At 60.2% G+C, this 14995-nt stretch carries 18 protein-coding genes; 10 read left to right on the top strand and 8 right to left on the bottom strand.

The window, feature by feature from the left end; all coding sequences use genetic code 11:
• Nucleotides 1–85: 85 nt before the first annotated feature.
• Nucleotides 86–745 carry a glutathione S-transferase family protein gene (locus tag IB254_RS04920; protein ID WP_192416635.1) on the bottom strand — a complete coding sequence of 220 codons (660 nt, stop codon included), beginning with the start codon at nucleotides 743–745 and terminating at the stop codon, nucleotides 86–88.
• Nucleotides 746–869: 124 nt separating this feature from the next.
• Between IB254_RS04920 and IB254_RS04915 the strand changes: the two genes are divergently transcribed.
• The 3 genes from IB254_RS04915 (at nucleotide 870) to IB254_RS04905 (ending at nucleotide 4736) form a co-directional block, all read left to right on the top strand.
• Nucleotides 870–1154, top strand: coding sequence for a hypothetical protein (locus tag IB254_RS04915; RefSeq protein ID WP_192416634.1), 285 nt, complete (start codon nucleotides 870–872; stop codon nucleotides 1152–1154).
• Between the two features lie 299 nt (nucleotides 1155–1453).
• Nucleotides 1454–1699, top strand: coding sequence for a TIGR02647 family protein (locus tag IB254_RS04910; protein ID WP_008024358.1), 246 nt, complete (start codon nucleotides 1454–1456; stop codon nucleotides 1697–1699).
• 193 nt (nucleotides 1700–1892) lie between these two features.
• Nucleotides 1893–4736, top strand: coding sequence for a class I adenylate cyclase (locus tag IB254_RS04905; protein ID WP_192416633.1), 2844 nt, complete (start codon nucleotides 1893–1895; stop codon nucleotides 4734–4736).
• A 6-nt stretch (nucleotides 4737–4742) separates the two neighbouring features.
• On the opposite strand, the gene rnk is transcribed toward IB254_RS04905, so the two are convergent.
• The 3 genes from rnk to cyaY form a co-directional block, all read right to left on the bottom strand.
• Nucleotides 4743–5153: a nucleoside diphosphate kinase regulator gene (gene rnk, locus IB254_RS04900; RefSeq protein WP_008024364.1), complete on the bottom strand. Its 411-nt coding sequence runs from the start codon at nucleotides 5151–5153 to the stop codon at nucleotides 4743–4745.
• A gap of 229 nt (nucleotides 5154–5382) precedes the next feature.
• On the bottom strand, nucleotides 5383–5610 hold the full coding sequence (locus tag IB254_RS04895; protein ID WP_192416632.1) for a DUF1289 domain-containing protein: 228 nt from the start codon (nucleotides 5608–5610) through the stop codon (nucleotides 5383–5385).
• Nucleotides 5611–5614: 4 nt separating this feature from the next.
• Nucleotides 5615–5947, bottom strand: a complete 333-nt coding sequence (gene cyaY / locus IB254_RS04890; RefSeq protein WP_008024366.1) for an iron donor protein CyaY — start codon at nucleotides 5945–5947, stop codon at nucleotides 5615–5617.
• A 317-nt stretch (nucleotides 5948–6264) separates the two neighbouring features.
• Between cyaY and lptM the strand changes: the two genes are divergently transcribed.
• The 6 genes from lptM to IB254_RS04860 are packed head-to-tail and all read left to right on the top strand — an operon-like array spanning nucleotide 6265 to nucleotide 10872.
• Nucleotides 6265–6438: an LPS translocon maturation chaperone LptM gene (lptM, locus tag IB254_RS04885; protein WP_008024369.1), complete on the top strand. Its 174-nt coding sequence runs from the start codon at nucleotides 6265–6267 to the stop codon at nucleotides 6436–6438.
• Between the two features lie 9 nt (nucleotides 6439–6447).
• Complete coding sequence (gene lysA / locus IB254_RS04880) at nucleotides 6448–7695, top strand: diaminopimelate decarboxylase (protein WP_192416631.1); 1248 nt, start codon at nucleotides 6448–6450, stop codon at nucleotides 7693–7695.
• 4 nt (nucleotides 7696–7699) lie between these two features.
• The gene (gene dapF, locus IB254_RS04875) at nucleotides 7700–8530 is read left to right on the top strand and encodes a diaminopimelate epimerase (protein WP_192227475.1); all 831 of its coding nucleotides are present in this window, start codon (nucleotides 7700–7702) and stop codon (nucleotides 8528–8530) included.
• Nucleotides 8531–8543: 13 nt separating this feature from the next.
• Nucleotides 8544–9269 carry a DUF484 family protein gene (locus IB254_RS04870; protein ID WP_192416630.1) on the top strand — a complete coding sequence of 242 codons (726 nt, stop codon included), beginning with the start codon at nucleotides 8544–8546 and terminating at the stop codon, nucleotides 9267–9269.
• Between the two features lie 2 nt (nucleotides 9270–9271).
• Entirely contained in the window at nucleotides 9272–10171 is a 900-nt protein-coding gene (gene xerC / locus IB254_RS04865) for a tyrosine recombinase XerC (protein ID WP_192416629.1), read from the top strand.
• Nucleotides 10168–10872: an HAD family hydrolase gene (locus IB254_RS04860; RefSeq protein ID WP_192416628.1), complete on the top strand. Its 705-nt coding sequence runs from the start codon at nucleotides 10168–10170 to the stop codon at nucleotides 10870–10872. Before xerC ends, IB254_RS04860 begins: the two co-directional genes overlap by 4 nt.
• A gap of 199 nt (nucleotides 10873–11071) precedes the next feature.
• Here IB254_RS04860 and sutA read toward each other — a convergent pair whose 3' ends face one another.
• The 4 genes from sutA to glnK all read right to left on the bottom strand — a co-directional run bounded on the left by sutA (nucleotide 11072) and on the right by glnK (nucleotide 13848).
• Nucleotides 11072–11395 carry a transcriptional regulator SutA gene (sutA, locus tag IB254_RS04855; protein ID WP_192416627.1) on the bottom strand — a complete coding sequence of 108 codons (324 nt, stop codon included), beginning with the start codon at nucleotides 11393–11395 and terminating at the stop codon, nucleotides 11072–11074.
• Nucleotides 11396–11496: 101 nt separating this feature from the next.
• Nucleotides 11497–11922: a secondary thiamine-phosphate synthase enzyme YjbQ gene (locus IB254_RS04850; protein ID WP_008030499.1), complete on the bottom strand. Its 426-nt coding sequence runs from the start codon at nucleotides 11920–11922 to the stop codon at nucleotides 11497–11499.
• A 213-nt stretch (nucleotides 11923–12135) separates the two neighbouring features.
• Entirely contained in the window at nucleotides 12136–13473 is a 1338-nt protein-coding gene (locus IB254_RS04845; protein WP_008030500.1) for an ammonium transporter, read from the bottom strand.
• A gap of 36 nt (nucleotides 13474–13509) precedes the next feature.
• The gene (glnK, locus tag IB254_RS04840; protein WP_002555808.1) at nucleotides 13510–13848 is read right to left on the bottom strand and encodes a P-II family nitrogen regulator; all 339 of its coding nucleotides are present in this window, start codon (nucleotides 13846–13848) and stop codon (nucleotides 13510–13512) included.
• Nucleotides 13849–14266: 418 nt separating this feature from the next.
• Between glnK and IB254_RS04835 the strand changes: the two genes are divergently transcribed.
• Nucleotides 14267–14527, top strand: a complete 261-nt coding sequence (locus IB254_RS04835; protein ID WP_008030504.1) for an accessory factor UbiK family protein — start codon at nucleotides 14267–14269, stop codon at nucleotides 14525–14527.
• Nucleotides 14528–14995 lie beyond the last annotated feature (468 nt).

Here is a 14995-nt window from a genome sequence, read left to right as displayed (position 1 = left end):
CCTGAGCGGCCCGTCGGACAAGGGCGACGGCAATATGGGACAAAAGATTGCGAATCTTCTGACACACACAATGGCCGCCACTTCTTTATTTCTTGGACGCCACCATCGCCAGGAACGCGGGCATCGCCGCATCCTTGTCCGCCGCAACCCGCTGCACGTTCGGGTTCTGCTCCAGGCGCTCGAGCAATGCCTTGGCCGCTGGCATGTCTGCCAACAGGTCAACACCAAACAGCTTGTGGCCCACCGCACAGGCCAGCGGCACGCTGTACAGGAAGTACAAATCCGCAATGCTCAGGCTGTCGCCTGCAACATAAGGGGCAAACTTGCCGTGCCTTTCAAGCGAGGCAAAACCCAGCAGCAACTCGGCTTTGGTCTTGTCCTTGATGGCGCCGGGTAAAGGCGAGCCGAAAAATGCTTCGCCGTAACAGGCACGAGCCGGCAGCTCGATGTACAGCTCGATTTCCTTGGCCAGCGCCAGGACCTGTGCGCGCTCGAAGGGATCGCTCGGCAGCAGCGGCGTGCCTTTCTGGCTCTGCTCGATGTATTCGAGAATCACCGAGGTTTCGTTGACAAACCCTTGCTCGACGCACAACACAGGCACCTTGCCACGCGGGCTGATGGCCAGCGCCTCAGGGCTCTGGCCCGCATAAAACGGCACTTCCTCGAACGGCAGTCCTTTCTCCAGCAGCGCCAGTTTCACCATGTTGTAGTAGTTACTGACGGAAAATCCATAAAGCTTGAGCATCACGAAGCCTCCAGGCCGTGCGGGGTTGGCAGTGCCTGTTTATAGAACGCCCGGGCGTTTCTCGCCAGCAGCATCACAGCGCTGAATGCAGGTAAACTGCCCGCCTTAACTTGAGGAGCCTGCCATGAGCGAGCCAACCGACATCGATAGCGACGAAGAAGAATTCACCGAAAATACCCTGATCGAAGCGATCGAAAACCAGATCGAGAGCGACAACCCGCCAGCCGCCAAGGCGACCTTCAACAAGTTGACCCTGGTGGGTTACGAGCGTGATGAAATCCTCAACCTGATGGCTCACGTTTTAGCGGTAGAAATCGACGCGATCCTCGAAGAAGACCGCGCGTTCAACACCGAATGGTACGAAGCGGCACTGCGTGCCTTGCCGGAATTGCCGCCGGAAAAGAAGTAACCCCCCGCTTAGTGTAGGAGCGAGCGGTGCGGCGATCCGACTTGCCCGCGAAAGCTCTACCGCGGTCCCTCTGAAACACCGCGTTACCGTTCTTCGCGGGCGAGTCGGATCGCCGCACCGCTCGCTCCTACAAACAATCCCCAGGCCTTTCCCCCAGACCCTGACTACACTGGTACGCACCCCGCTGTCGGGGAATCTTCCCGAAGAGAAAAAACCCTGTCGCGAGCACTGGACATGCCGCGCGAGTGGGATCACCTTAGGGGCGCTGTCGTCCAATTCCTAGAAAGTCTGGAGTCCTTATGTCGCTTACCCCTGAGTTGGTTGCCGAACTGGAAATCCTCGCACTCTTCAACCTGGACAGTTCCCAGGAAGGTTTGAAAATTCATCAGACCGCTGCCCCGAAAGCCATAGCTGCCGCTCAACGCCTGTTCGAAAAAGAACTGATTGACCAACCCGATGGCGGTTATCTGACCAGCCTGGGTCGTGATGCCGCGCAAAGTGTGCAAACCGTTCTCACCATTCTGAGCGTCCAGGAAACAGCCTGACCCACCGTATCGCCCACGGAAACCCCCGCTACGGGATTTCCGCGGGCACTCTTCGATACGAACTGTCGCCCAACGATAGAAATCTGACGCCAAAAAAACAAAATCAGCCTGAATATCCCGGGGCCGAGGCGCTAAACTGCCCCTCATCCTGAGATCCTCCACGTCCGAGCCCTGCGAGCCGGTTTGAGCTGACATGACCCGCACCCATGAAATCCGCCCCGATCTGGACGAAGGAATCGACCGCAAGGTTCTCGGTCAGTTGCGCGCACGTTTTCTAAAACTCAACGAGGGCCGCATGACGCGGGCCATGGAAGGGCTATCGAGCCGTCAGCAAGGGGTGTTGACCCTGCTGCCGCTGTTTTTCCACGTCAATCATCCGCTGTTGCCGGGTTACGTATCCGGAAGCACGCCCGCCGGGCTGTCGAACTTCGAGCCTGACGCCAACGCCCTCGCCGAAGCCCAGCGCCTGACCCGCTCGTTTTCATACAAGCCGCGCCACGGCAGCAATCCACCGCGACCGATTCACGGCCTGTTCCTGATGGGCAGCCTCGGCACCCTGGCGCAGGCTGATCAAAGCGACATGGACGTGTGGGTCTGTCACGCACCGGACTTGAGCGAAAGCGAACTCAACGAGCTGCGTAAAAAATGCCAGTTGCTCGAAACCTGGGCCGCGAGCCAGGGCGCCGAGGCGCATTTTTTCCTGATCGACCCGGCCCGCTTCGTGCTCGGCGAGCGGGACAATCAACTGAGTTCGGAAGACTGCGGCACCACCCAGCATTACCTGCTACTGGACGAGTTCTACCGCACGGCAATCTGGCTGGCCGGCCGCACGCCCATCTGGTGGCTGGTGCCGGTATACGAAGAGGCCGCGTACGACCGCTACACCCACACGCTGCTGTCCAAGCGCTTCATCCGTGCCGACGAAACCCTCGACTTGGGGCATCTGGCGTACATCCCGCCTGGCGAATTCATCGGCGCCGGGCTCTGGCAGTTGTTCAAAGGGATCGAGTCACCCTACAAGTCGGTGCTCAAGCTGTTGCTGACCGAGGTCTACGCCAGCGAACACCCCAGGGTTCAATGCCTGAGCCTGCGTTTCAAGCAAGCGGTGTTCGCCAACCAGCTCGACCTCGACGAGCTGGACCCGTACGTCGTGGTTTACCGGCGAATAGAGGAATACCTCACCGCCCGTGGCGAATCGGAGCGCCTGGAGCTGGTGCGGCGCGCGTTGTACCTGAAGGTCAATCGTAAACTCACTGGCAGCAGCCGCACCCAGAGTTGGCAGCGCTCGTTGCTTGAACGCCTGGCCCACGAATGGCATTGGGATCAGCGTCAACTGGCGCTGCTTGATAGCCGTAGCCAGTGGAAAGTCCGTCAGGTCAGTTCCGAACGCCGGGCGTTGGTCAACGAACTGAATTACAGCTACCGCTTTTTGACTGAGTTCGCCCGCAGCGAACAGACCGTCAGCCTGATCAACAAGCGCGACCTCAACGTGCTGGGCCGACGCCTGTACGCAGCGTTCGAGCGCAAGGCCGACAAAGTCGAGTTCATCAACCCGGGCATCGCCCCGGACCTGGCCGAAGACACCCTGACGCTGGTGCATGCGCCAGACAAGAAAGAATCGGGGCAAACCCAGTGGGGCTTGTACAACGGCAGCCTGACCGCCCTCGAGTGGGAGCATTTCGCACCGATCAAGCGCAGTCGCCAATTGCTGGAACTGCTGACCTGGTGCCATCGCAACGGCGTGATCGATAGCAGCACGCGCCTGGCGCTGCATCCCGGCGACAGTGACCTGAGCGAATTCGAACTGTTCAACCTGCTCGGCAGCCTGCAACAGAGCATCGCCCTGCCCCTGCCTACGGTCGCCGAAGAACCGCTGCTGCGCGCCAGCGTGCCGAGCGAGGTGCTGATTCTGGTGAACGTCGGCGTCGATCCGCTCAAGCATCACCGCGACCTGAACATCCTGATGACCACCGAGCGCACTGACTCGCTGAGTTACGCCGGGGTCCGCGAGAACCTGGTGCTGACCCTGGATCAGGTCACGCTCAACAGCTGGAACGAGGTCTCGGTCAATCGCTTCGATGGCCCTCACGCCCTGCTCGACTGCCTGCGCGATTACCTCAACAACCTGCCGAACGGCCCACAGCAACCCAAGTTGCGGGTGCGTTGTTTCTGCCACAACCGCGCGCAGTTCATTGCGCAACGGGTCGAGGAAGTGATCGACACCGCGCAGAACCTGCTGCTGAGCAAACTCAATCATCGCTACCTGATTCAGGTCCAGCAGCATTATCACGTGCTGGAATTGGTGCCGGGGCAGGTCAATCACGTCGCCCTCGCCACCCTGCCGGCGCTGTTCGACTACCTCGGCGAAGAGCTGGCGAGCTACAGCCCGCTGCACCTGGACCCAATGGCGCTGGAGGATCAGGACCTCGCACTGATTCTGCCCATGGGGCAGCCCGAGTGCATTCAGGTGTTCTACCGGATTCACGACGAGCAGGCCGATCTGTACGTGCTGGATGAGTTCAATGCGTTGTGGCAACAGCGTTTGCCCTATCACGACGAACAAAGCCTGCTGGTGCCGTTGCAACGCTTCCTGCAATCGATCCAGTACCGGCGCGATGCCTTGCTGCCGATGGACGCCGCCCAGCCACTGAGCCTCGACACGCTGTATTACCAACTGCTGCCGTCGGGTCCCGGACGAGCGCGCCGGGTCGAAGCCCGACTCGCGCCGCAAACTCCGGTCAACAAGCCGTTCTACGATGTGCAGGCGATCGTCGGCAAAGCCGCACCGGGCAAGGTGCAAGTCACGTTGTATTGCAATCAGCGGGAATTTTCAGAGCTGGAGCATGGCGACCAACTGTTCAGTGTGGTCGCCCGGGAAATCGTCGAGCAGCGCCGTGAAACCGAACGCTATCGCTGCTACATCACCGATCTGGACCTGTCGGGCCTGCTCGGTGATGGTCAGAGTTCAAGCAATTTGTACCTGCGCTACAAGGCCGATCTGGAGCGCGCATTGAATGACGCGCTCGAGCTGGTCTGAGGCAAGTTATTCCGGGAAGGGGCCGCCATTGGCTGGCTGCGATTCGACTTCAAGCAGGGTCAGCTTGAGGGTTTTGCCGCCCGGAGCAGGCCAATCGATGTGCTGGCCAACCTTCAGGCCCAGCAGTGCGCTACCGACAGGCGCCAGAATGGAGATTTTGCCTTCGTCCGCGTTGGCATCCTTGGGGTACACCAACGTCAGATGATAGTCCTTGCCGCTGCTTTCTTCGCGGCAATGCACTCTGGAATTCATGGTCACGACATCGGCGGGCACTTCATCGTGACCGACCACGGTATCGGCGCGATCCAGTTCGGTTTGCAGCGCGATAACGCCCGGCAGCGTGTCGTCCAGGCTGTCGATCAGGCGTTCCAGACGTTGAACGTCCAGACGAGTAAGGGTGATGGAAGGTGCGGTCATGATAGAGGCAGACTCCTTTCTTCTGCACAGAAAAAGCAAAACCCCGCCAGAAAAAGGCGGGGTTTTCACGAGCCTCGATGGGTTGAGGCGTTTCTGGACACTATCACAGCTCAAAAAATATACAAGCCGCAAGCGGACAGCGTGCAATCCCTGTAGGAGCCAGCTTGCTGGCGACAGGATCTTGAACTTTGCGGCGACCTTAAGGCCGCCATCGCTGGCAAGCCAGCTCCTACAGGGAATCGGCGCTGGCTTTGCGATGGGAGGCCTGGACGCAAATCGTGCGCCGGCGCTCATCATCGGCCGAGCGCCATTCGCGGATGTCTTCGACATGGCGAAAACACCCCAGGCAGACCTTCTGCTCATCCAGCCGACACACGCCGCTGCACGGCGAAGGGACCGCCGGGCTGACATTGCTGTAAAGCGGCTTGGGCGGTCGAACGGGTGCAGGCTGGGTCACGATCTCACAGACCTTCGAAATCGAATTCAGCGCCGGCCTGTTGCTGGACGATGCGCTCAAGCATCTCGCCGAGCTGCTCTTCGCTCTTGTCGCACATCCAGCGCTCGCTCTCTTCGTCGTAGTCGAAGTGGAAGCCACCCGACACCGCCGCCAGCCACAGCTGACGCAGGGGTTCCTGGCGGCTGAAGATCAACTGAGTGCCGTTTTCGAACTTGACGGTGAGCACACCGGCCGAGCTCTCCAGATCGATATCCAGGTCGCTGTCGTCAAAGATGTCCTCCAGGGTTTGCTGGGTGGCATCGACCAGATCGTGGAAACGCGCTTCGGACAAACTCATTACGGCAACCTCAAAAAGTGTCTGATCAGGCTCAAGCGCCGCAAGATACGGGCGAGCCCCGGTGATTGCAAAGGATAACGACCAAGGGCCGATTTAGGTACACCTGTGGGAGCGGGCTTGCTCGCGAAGAGGCCGGCACATTCAACATCATCGTCACCTGACACACCGCCATCGCGAGCAGGCTCGCTCCCACAGGGATTGCACCTTGCTAGCCGGCTTCATGCGAAGCCCCGCCGGACGGGACCCTGGTCGCATAGGCAAGCTGCCGGGTGGCCGGTATACTCCGGCGCAATTAACGCATTTTCAAGGATTTCGCCATGAAGCGCCTGATCTCTTCCTTTGCTGCGCTCGTCGCGGTTGCTTGTTTATTGTCGGCCTGTGGTCAAAAAGGTCCGCTGTACCTGCCTGACGATTCCCAGGACCCTGCCGAGCAGGCCAAGTCCTCGCAAAAGCAGCCGTCGAAAGCACACAAGCACGACGTCTACCAATAAGGGAACGCCATGGACGCTTTTAACTACCGTGACGGCGAGCTGTTCGCGGAGGGTGTTGCCCTGTCTGCCATCGCCGAACGCTTTGGCACCCCGACTTACGTCTACTCCCGTGCCCACATCGAAGCCCAGTACCTGGCGTATGCCGATGCACTGGTCGGCATGCCGCACCTGGTCTGCTTCGCGGTCAAGGCCAACTCCAACCTGGGTGTGCTGAATGTCCTGGCGCGATTGGGCGCCGGTTTTGACATCGTCTCCCGTGGCGAGCTGGAACGCGTACTGGCCGCTGGCGGCAGTGCCGACAAGATCGTGTTCTCCGGTGTCGGCAAGACCCGTGACGACATGCGTCGCGCCCTGGAAGTCGGCGTGCACTGCTTCAACGTCGAGTCCACCGATGAGCTGGAACGCCTGCAAATCGTCGCCGCCGAGCTGGGCGTTCGCGCACCGATCTCGCTGCGCGTGAATCCGGACGTCGATGCCGGCACGCACCCGTACATTTCCACCGGTCTCAAAGAGAACAAGTTCGGCATCGCCATTGCCGACGCCGAAGACGTGTACGTGCGTGCCGCGCAGCTGCCGAACCTGGAAGTGGTCGGCGTCGATTGCCACATCGGTTCGCAACTGACCACCCTGCCGCCGTTCATCGATGCTCTCGACCGCCTGCTGGGCCTGGTCGACCGCCTCGGCGATTGCGGCATTTACCTGCGCCACATCGATCTCGGTGGTGGCTTGGGCGTGCGTTATCGCGATGAAGAGCCACCATTGGCTGCCGACTACATCAAAGCCGTGCGCGAGCGTCTCGACGGTCGTGACCTGGCGCTGGTGTTCGAGCCGGGCCGCTTCATCGTCGCCAACGCCGGCGTGCTGCTGACTCAGGTCGAATACCTCAAGCACACCGAACACAAAGACTTCGCCATCGTCGACGCGGCCATGAACGACCTGATCCGCCCGGCGCTGTACCAGGCATGGATGGACGTCACCGCCGTGCGCCCTCGCGCCACCGCCGCTCGTGCCTACGACATCGTCGGACCGATCTGCGAGACCGGCGACTTCCTGGCCAAGGATCGTCAGCTGGCCCTCGAAGAAGGCGACTTGCTGGCTGTGCATTCGGCCGGCGCCTACGGGTTTGTCATGAGTTCCAACTACAACACTCGCGGCCGCGCCGCTGAAGTGTTGGTGGACGGTGATCAGGCATTTGAAGTGCGTCGCCGTGAGACGGTAGCCGAGTTGTTTGCTGGCGAAAGCCTGCTGCCGGAGTAAAACCATGCTGCTGCGTTTTACCAAGATGCACGGCCTGGGCAATGACTTCATGGTCCTCGACCTGGTCAGCCAGCACGCGCACATCCTGCCCAAGCATGCCAAGCAATGGGGCGATCGGCACACCGGCATCGGTTTCGACCAGTTGCTGATCGTCGAAGCGCCGAGTAACCCGGACGTGGATTTCCGCTATCGGATCTTCAACTCCGACGGTTCCGAAGTGGAACAGTGCGGCAACGGTGCGCGCTGTTTCGCCCGCTTCGTGCTCGACAAGCGCCTGACCGCAAAACGGCAGATTCGCGTCGAAACCAAAAGTGGCATCATCGAGCTGGATATCCGCAGTGACGGCCAGATCAGTGTCGACATGGGCGCACCGCGCCTGGTGCCGGCCGACATCCCGTTCGTTGCCGACAGTCAGGCGCCGAGCTACTCGCTCGACGTCGACGGCACCACGGTGGAACTCGCCGCTGTGTCGATGGGCAATCCGCACGCCGTGCTGCGGGTCAGCGATATCAACAACGCACCGGTGCATGAACTGGGGCCGAAAATCGAACATCACCCGCGCTTCCCGGCGCGGGTCAATGTCGGTTTTCTCCAGGTCATCGACCGGAACCGCGCGCAGCTGCGCGTCTGGGAACGTGGCGCCGGGGAAACCCAGGCCTGCGGCACCGGCGCCTGTGCTGCTGCAGTGGCCGCGATCAGCCAGGGGTGGATGGATTCGCCGCTATTGATCGACCTGCCCGGCGGGCGTCTGTCCATTGAATGGGCAGGCCCTGGCCAACCGGTGTTGATGACCGGCCCGGCAGTCCGTGTTTATGAAGGACAAGTACGTCTTTGAGTGAGTCAAACCCATGACCGACAAGCCCCAGGTTCCCGCCCTACAGCCCGACGAATCCCCTTCCGAAAGCCTTGAGGCGGCGGCGATTGCCGCGTACCTGGAGGCTCATCCGGATTTCTTCGTCGAGCACGAAGAACTGCTCCCGGCCCTGCGCATTCCGCACCAGCGTGGCGACACCATCTCGCTGGTCGAGCGCCAGATGACCATCCTGCGCGACCGCAACATCGAATTGCGTCATCGCCTCTCGCACTTGATGGACGTGGCCCGCGACAACGACCGCCTCTTCGACAAGACCCGGCGTCTGATTCTCGCCTTGATGGACGCCACCAGCCTGGAAGACGTGGTGATCAGCGTTGAAGACAGCCTGCGCCAGGACTTTCAGGTGCCTTTTGTCAGCCTGATCCTGCTGGGCGACAACCCGATGCCGGTCGGCCGCTGGGTGACCCACGCCGATGCGCAAACAGCCATTGGTGGTTTGCTCTCGGAAGACAAAAGTGTCAGCGGCAGCCTGCGCGAGCATGAACTGGACTTCCTGTTCGGCGAAGAGCAGCGCAAGCAGATCGGCTCCACCGCCGTCGTTGCCATCAGTCATCAAGGCATCCACGGCGTACTGGCGATCGCCAGCCGTGATCCGCAGCACTACAAAAGCTCGGTGGGCACGCTGTTCCTCAGCTACATCGCCGAAGTCATGGGCCGCGTGCTGCCACGGGTCAACAGCTCGCTGCGCTCGGTACGCTGATCGTGGAACGGCAACTGGACGCTTACTGCGAACACCTGCGCAGTGAGCGACAGGTGTCGCCCCACACGCTGTACGCCTACCGCCGCGACCTCGACAAAGTGCTGGGCTTCTGCGTCAAACAGAACATCGACAGCTGGGCCGCGCTGGACATCCAGCGTCTGCGCAGCCTGATCGCTCGCTTGCATTCCCAGGGCCAATCGTCCCGCAGTCTGGCGCGGCTGCTCTCGGCCGTGCGCGGGCTCTATCATTATCTGAACCGCGAAGGTCTTTGCGATCACGATCCGGCCAACGGTCTGGCGCCGCCGAAAGGCGAACGAAGACTGCCGAAAACCCTCGACACCGACCGCGCGCTGCAACTGCTTGAAGGCGCGGTGGAGGATGATTTTCTGGCACGTCGGGATCAGGCGATTCTGGAGTTGTTCTATTCCTCGGGTTTGCGGCTTTCGGAGCTGACCGGGCTCAATCTCGATCAACTGGACCTGGCTGACGGCATGGTTCAGGTGCTCGGTAAAGGCAGCAAGACGCGCCTGTTGCCAGTTGGCAAAAAGGCCCGCGAAGCGCTGGAGTTGTGGCTGCCATTGCGCGCCATGACCAACCCGGCGGATGACGCCGTGTTTGTCAGCCAGCAAGGCCGACGCCTCGGCCCTCGGGCGATTCAGGTGCGGGTCAAGGCCGCCGGTGAGCGCGAGCTGGGGCAAAACCTGCATCCGCACATGTTGCGACACTCCTTCGCCAGCCACCTGCTGGAATCCTCGCAGGACCTGCGCGCAGTGCAGGAATTGCTCGGCCACTCGGACATCAAGACCACCCAGATCTACACCCACCTGGACTTCCAGCATCTGGCGACGGTTTACGACAGCGCCCATCCACGGGCCAAACGCATTAAGGGCGATGATTCATGACGATCCAATTGATCACCTTCGACCTCGACGACACCTTGTGGGATACCGCCCCGGTCATCGTCAGCGCCGAAGCCGTATTGCGTGAATGGCTGACCGAACATGCACCGAATCTGGGCGCGGTGCCGGTGGAGCACTTGTGGGGGATTCGCGAGCGCATTCTGGGCAGCGAACCGGGCCTCAAGCATCGAATCAGTGCCTTGCGTCGCCGGGTGCTTTTCCATGCACTGGAAGAGGCCGGTTACGGTCACGATCAGGCGTCAGACCTGGCCGATCAGAGTTTTGAAGTGTTTCTGCATGCCCGGCATCAGCTGGAAATCTTCCCGGAAGTCGAGCCGACACTGGAGACGCTGGCCAAACACTATGCACTCGGCGTCGTCACCAACGGCAATGCCGATGTGCGCCGTTTAGGGCTGGCCGACTACTTCAAGTTTGCACTGTGCGCCGAAGACATCGGCATCGCCAAACCGGACGCACGCCTGTTTCATGAGGCGCTGAAGCGTGGCGGCGCAACGGCCGCGACGGCGGTGCATATCGGCGACCATCCGGGTGATGACATTGCCGGGGCGCAGCAGGCGGGGTTGCGGGCGATCTGGTTTAACCCGCAGGGCAAATTGTGGGAAGCGCAGAAAGCGCCGGACGCCGAGATTCGCAGCCTGACTGAGCTGCCGGCGTTGTTGGCGCGCTGGAATGTCCATCACTGACCTTGAATACACCACCGACCCTGTGGGAGCGAGCCTGCTCGCGATGAGGCCTTAACATTCGCAATTGATGTTGACTGACACACCGCCATCGCGAGCAGGCTCGCTCCCACAGGGGATCTACACAAGTCTCCAGACTTTTTTACAGACATGAAAAAGCCCGCAGCGACGGCGGGCTTTTTCAGCAAGCAAGGGCAGACGCTTAGATAGGCCGGCTGCCGTACTTGTTGTCAGGCTTCTTGGGAGGATCGGCGACCACATTGGCCTCCACTTCCTGCACCTTGCCGCCACGAGCCAGGAACTCTTCCATGGCCTTGGCCAAGGCATCGCGTTCCTTGTTTTTTGCTTCGACGCTCGGCAGCTCATCGACCGATACCGCTGCCTTGGCTTTGCCTTTGGCGGTCGGAACGGGCGCTTCACCGCCATCGTCTTCAGCGACGTCTTCCGCCGCTGCTTCCAGACCTTCTTCGGTTTCGTCGTCGTCGCCTACTTCGAGGTCGTCGTTTTCCAGATCATCGTCGCTCATGTTCTACCTCATGACTTGCGAAAAGCAGATTAGTTATAGCCCAGCTTTGCCCTCTGTCGAAGGCTGCCGGAAAAATTCAATAACCGCTGGTGACCAGCGGCTCATGCCTCTTCACCGTGCACGGTGGCGAGGACTTTACGGGCACCGCCAAAATCACGGTGCTCGCCCAGATAAACGCCTTGCCAGGTCCCTAACGCCAGTCGGCCCGCCGAAATCGGCAAACTGAGCTGACAGCCAAGCACGCTGGCCTTGAAGTGCGCCGGGAGGTCGTCCAGGCCTTCGTCGTTATGCTCATAGCCGTCTGTTCCTTGTGGGATCAGACGATTGAAAAATCGTTCGAAGTCGCGACGTACCGCCGGATCGGCGTTCTCGTTGATGGTCAACGACGCCGAGGTATGCTGCAGCCACAAATGCAACAGACCGACCCGACACGCCTTGAGTTCAGGCAGGCCGGCGAGTAACTCGTCCGTTACCAGATGAAAGCCCCGGGGCCTCGCCCGCAGGGTAATCAGAGTCTGTTGCCACATACAGTTCTCCGCACGTTCGGGGCGCATTCTAGCGCGCTCTGGGAAAAAACAAAGGCCCTAATATTCCTTCAATCATGTAAGCCATTGGCCGCAGAAAAACGCCCGCCGTAAACACCACTAAACGTGTACGAAAAAACCTTTCAGCAGTCCTCACACTGACAAACTCCAGACAAAAAAATGCCCGGCAAGCCGGGCAAGTTTTTTATGCGCGTCTTACAAGTTGTAGCCGCGTTCGTTGTGAAGCGCCAGATCGATGCCGACAGCCTCTTCTTCTTCGGTGATACGCAGACCCATGACAGCGTCCAGCACCTTGAGAATGATGTAGGTGACGATTGCGGTGTAGATCACCGTGAAGCCCACGCCTTTGCACTGAATCCAGACTTGTGCGGCGATGTCGGTGACGGTGCCGAAGCCACCCAGCGACGGTGCGGCGAACACACCGGTCAGGATCGCGCCGAGGATACCGCCGATACCGTGCACGCCGAAGGCGTCCAGGGAATCGTCATAACCGAGTTTGCGTTTCAGGGTGGTGGCGCAGAAGAAGCACACCACGCCCGCTGCCAGACCGATCACCAGCGCGCCCATCGGGCCCACGGTGCCAGCGGCCGGGGTGATTGCAACCAGACCGGCGACTACACCAGAGGCGATACCCAGTGCACTTGGCTTTCCGTGGGTGACCCACTCGGCAAACATCCAGCCCAGTGCGGCGGCGGCGGTTGCGATCTGGGTAACCAGCATCGCCATGCCGGCAGTGCCGTTGGCCGCTGCGGCGGAACCGGCGTTGAAGCCGAACCAGCCAACCCACAGCATGGCTGCGCCCATCAGGGTGTAACCGAGGTTGTGCGGTGCCATCGGGGTGGTCGGGAAGCCTTTACGCTTGCCGAGCACGATGCACGCCACCAGACCGGCCACACCGGCGTTGATGTGCACCACGGTGCCGCCGGCGAAATCGAGCACGCCCCAGTCCCACATCAGGCCGCCGTTGCCGGACCAGACCATGTGCGCGATCGGTGCATAAACCAGAGTGAACCAGATGCCCATGAAGATCAGCATCGCGGAGAACTTCATCCGCTCGGCGAAGGCACCGACGATCAGCGCCGGAGTGATGATGGCGAACGTCATCTGGAAGGTGATGAACACCGCTTCAGGGAACAGCGCTGCAGGGCCGGTCAGGCTCGCTGGTGTGACACCGGCCAGGAATGCCTTGCCCATGCCGCCGAAGAAGGAGTTGAAGTTGACGACGCCTTGTTCCATGCCGGTGGTGTCGAACGCGATGCTGTAGCCATAAATGACCCACAGGACGCTGATCAGACCGGTAATGGCGAAGCACTGCATCATCACGGAAAGAATGTTTTTGGAGCGAACCATGCCGCCGTAGAACAGCGCGAGGCCGGGAATGGTCATGAACAGCACGAGGGCTGTCGAGGTCAGCATCCAGGCGGTATCGCCGGAATTGAGGACTGGGGCCGCCACTTCGTCTGCCGCCATGGCCAGGCTGGGCATTACGAGGGACAACAGGGCTCCTAGCCCTGCGAATTTACGCAGAGTCATATTGTTTTCTCCTGGGGCGTTGGGGTTTGTGGCGGCTTAAATCGCGTCGGTATCGGTTTCGCCGGTACGGATGCGAATCGCCTGTTCCAGATTGACCACGAAGATCTTGCCGTCACCGATCTTGCCGGTGTTGGCTGCCTTGGTTATCGCCTCGATAACCCGATCAAGATCCTTGTCGTCAATGGCGACATCGATCTTCACCTTGGGCAGGAAATCGACCACGTATTCCGCGCCGCGATACAGCTCGGTGTGACCCTTCTGCCGTCCGAAGCCTTTGACTTCGGTAACGGTAATGCCCTGCACGCCGATCTCGGACAGCGATTCGCGCACGTCGTCCAACTTGAACGGCTTGATGATGGCAGTGACTAGCTTCATGAAAACTCTCTCCCGAATTGGTGGACTTGCCCCAGGAAAACAAACCCGGCTCAAGTCTAAGCGCAGTGCCTGGCTTTGTAACGCATCGTCGGCCTTACCTGCCCGTCCGACGCCAGCTAACCGCTCCGCACGAAACTCTTCCCCCGTTTCGCTTGGCGCACTGCATTCGTCACATCGACTGCATCAGTGCATGGGTCACTACCGTCTAAGCAGAAAGCTTGCCATCTCCACAAAACCCTCAGTTTTCAAGCCTTTGGCCGTAGATGCCCGCCACATCGCTGCAACACCGGACGCGTTACGCACAACAACGGTGCGGCACCGTCCGTCCGCATGCGCGAAAAGCGTGCATCCCTGCGGTCGGGATTGACTATAGACACTGCGTGATACACTGCCCGCCATTGTTTCCAGGACCTTTCCCATGCTCGCGCCCAAAGATTTCCTCGACGCCTTGACCGGCACAGCCTCCCGCCTCTTCAGCGGCGACACCCCACTGCCGAAAAGCGAAATCGAAAGCCAGTTCAAGGCGTTGCTGCAAAGCGGCTTCAGCAAACTGGACCTGGTGAGCCGGGAAGAATTCGATAGCCAGATGGTCGTGCTCGCACGCACTCGGGCAAGATTGGAAAGCCTGGAAGCGAAGGTTGCGGAGCTGGAAGCAAAGCTCAATCCCCCAACCGAGTAACCCCGCAAATCCCATTGTAAAAACCCACTCCCCTGTGGGAGCGAGCCTGCTCGCGATTGAAGGTCGGAACGACCTTCAGATTCATCTGTAGGAAATGGTGCCAAGGGCGATCCCAAGCCCTCAAAAATCCCGGCACCTTCCTACAACAAAACCACCGCCGTCCGATTGCGCCGCAATGCCCCGGTTCCTAAGCTCGCCCAATGCTGAATGTTCAGCACCGGGTTTGGCGACCTGGAAGCTTAAGGAGCATGACGACCATCGACACAGTCATGGCGGTTGTGCGTGGGAGGCCTTCGGGTCTGCCGGGTTCCTTTTGCTCCGGTTCGCCAACCCGCGTACAACTGCCACCCTAATGAGATGGTCAGCCCAGTACGGGAACCCCGCTAAATCTAAACTTACCGGGGTTCTCACTTACTTGAGGAGACCTCTCATGGACATCCTGGACTTGCTCGGCCTGGATATTGGAAA

The sequence above is a fragment of the Pseudomonas sp. PDM03 genome (genome assembly GCF_014852385.1).
Lineage (GTDB): Bacteria > Pseudomonadota > Gammaproteobacteria > Pseudomonadales > Pseudomonadaceae > Aquipseudomonas > Aquipseudomonas migulae.
The sequence above is the reverse complement of the archived record's forward strand: the minus strand, read 5'-3'. Positions and strand labels throughout refer to the sequence as shown.

What these genes read in the sequence shown, in the direction of transcription:
- IB254_RS04920 (WP_192416635.1), bottom strand. Translation starts at nt 745, where the DNA reads ATGCTCAAGCTTTATGGATTTTCCGTCAGTAACTACTACAACATGGTG.
- IB254_RS04915 (WP_192416634.1), top strand. Translation starts at nt 870, where the DNA reads ATGAGCGAGCCAACCGACATCGATAGCGACGAAGAAGAATTCACCGAA.
- IB254_RS04910 (WP_008024358.1), top strand. Translation starts at nt 1,454, where the DNA reads ATGTCGCTTACCCCTGAGTTGGTTGCCGAACTGGAAATCCTCGCACTC.
- IB254_RS04905 (WP_192416633.1), top strand. Translation starts at nt 1,893, where the DNA reads ATGACCCGCACCCATGAAATCCGCCCCGATCTGGACGAAGGAATCGAC.
- rnk (WP_008024364.1), bottom strand. Translation starts at nt 5,153, where the DNA reads ATGACCGCACCTTCCATCACCCTTACTCGTCTGGACGTTCAACGTCTG.
- cyaY (WP_008024366.1), bottom strand. Translation starts at nt 5,947, where the DNA reads ATGAGTTTGTCCGAAGCGCGTTTCCACGATCTGGTCGATGCCACCCAG.
- lptM (WP_008024369.1), top strand. Translation starts at nt 6,265, where the DNA reads ATGAAGCGCCTGATCTCTTCCTTTGCTGCGCTCGTCGCGGTTGCTTGT.
- lysA (WP_192416631.1), top strand. Translation starts at nt 6,448, where the DNA reads ATGGACGCTTTTAACTACCGTGACGGCGAGCTGTTCGCGGAGGGTGTT.
- dapF (WP_192227475.1), top strand. Translation starts at nt 7,700, where the DNA reads ATGCTGCTGCGTTTTACCAAGATGCACGGCCTGGGCAATGACTTCATG.
- IB254_RS04870 (WP_192416630.1), top strand. Translation starts at nt 8,544, where the DNA reads ATGACCGACAAGCCCCAGGTTCCCGCCCTACAGCCCGACGAATCCCCT.
- IB254_RS04860 (WP_192416628.1), top strand. Translation starts at nt 10,168, where the DNA reads ATGACGATCCAATTGATCACCTTCGACCTCGACGACACCTTGTGGGAT.
- sutA (WP_192416627.1), bottom strand. Translation starts at nt 11,395, where the DNA reads ATGAGCGACGATGATCTGGAAAACGACGACCTCGAAGTAGGCGACGAC.
- IB254_RS04850 (WP_008030499.1), bottom strand. Translation starts at nt 11,922, where the DNA reads ATGTGGCAACAGACTCTGATTACCCTGCGGGCGAGGCCCCGGGGCTTT.
- IB254_RS04845 (WP_008030500.1), bottom strand. Translation starts at nt 13,473, where the DNA reads ATGACTCTGCGTAAATTCGCAGGGCTAGGAGCCCTGTTGTCCCTCGTA.
- glnK (WP_002555808.1), bottom strand. Translation starts at nt 13,848, where the DNA reads ATGAAGCTAGTCACTGCCATCATCAAGCCGTTCAAGTTGGACGACGTG.
- IB254_RS04835 (WP_008030504.1), top strand. Translation starts at nt 14,267, where the DNA reads ATGCTCGCGCCCAAAGATTTCCTCGACGCCTTGACCGGCACAGCCTCC.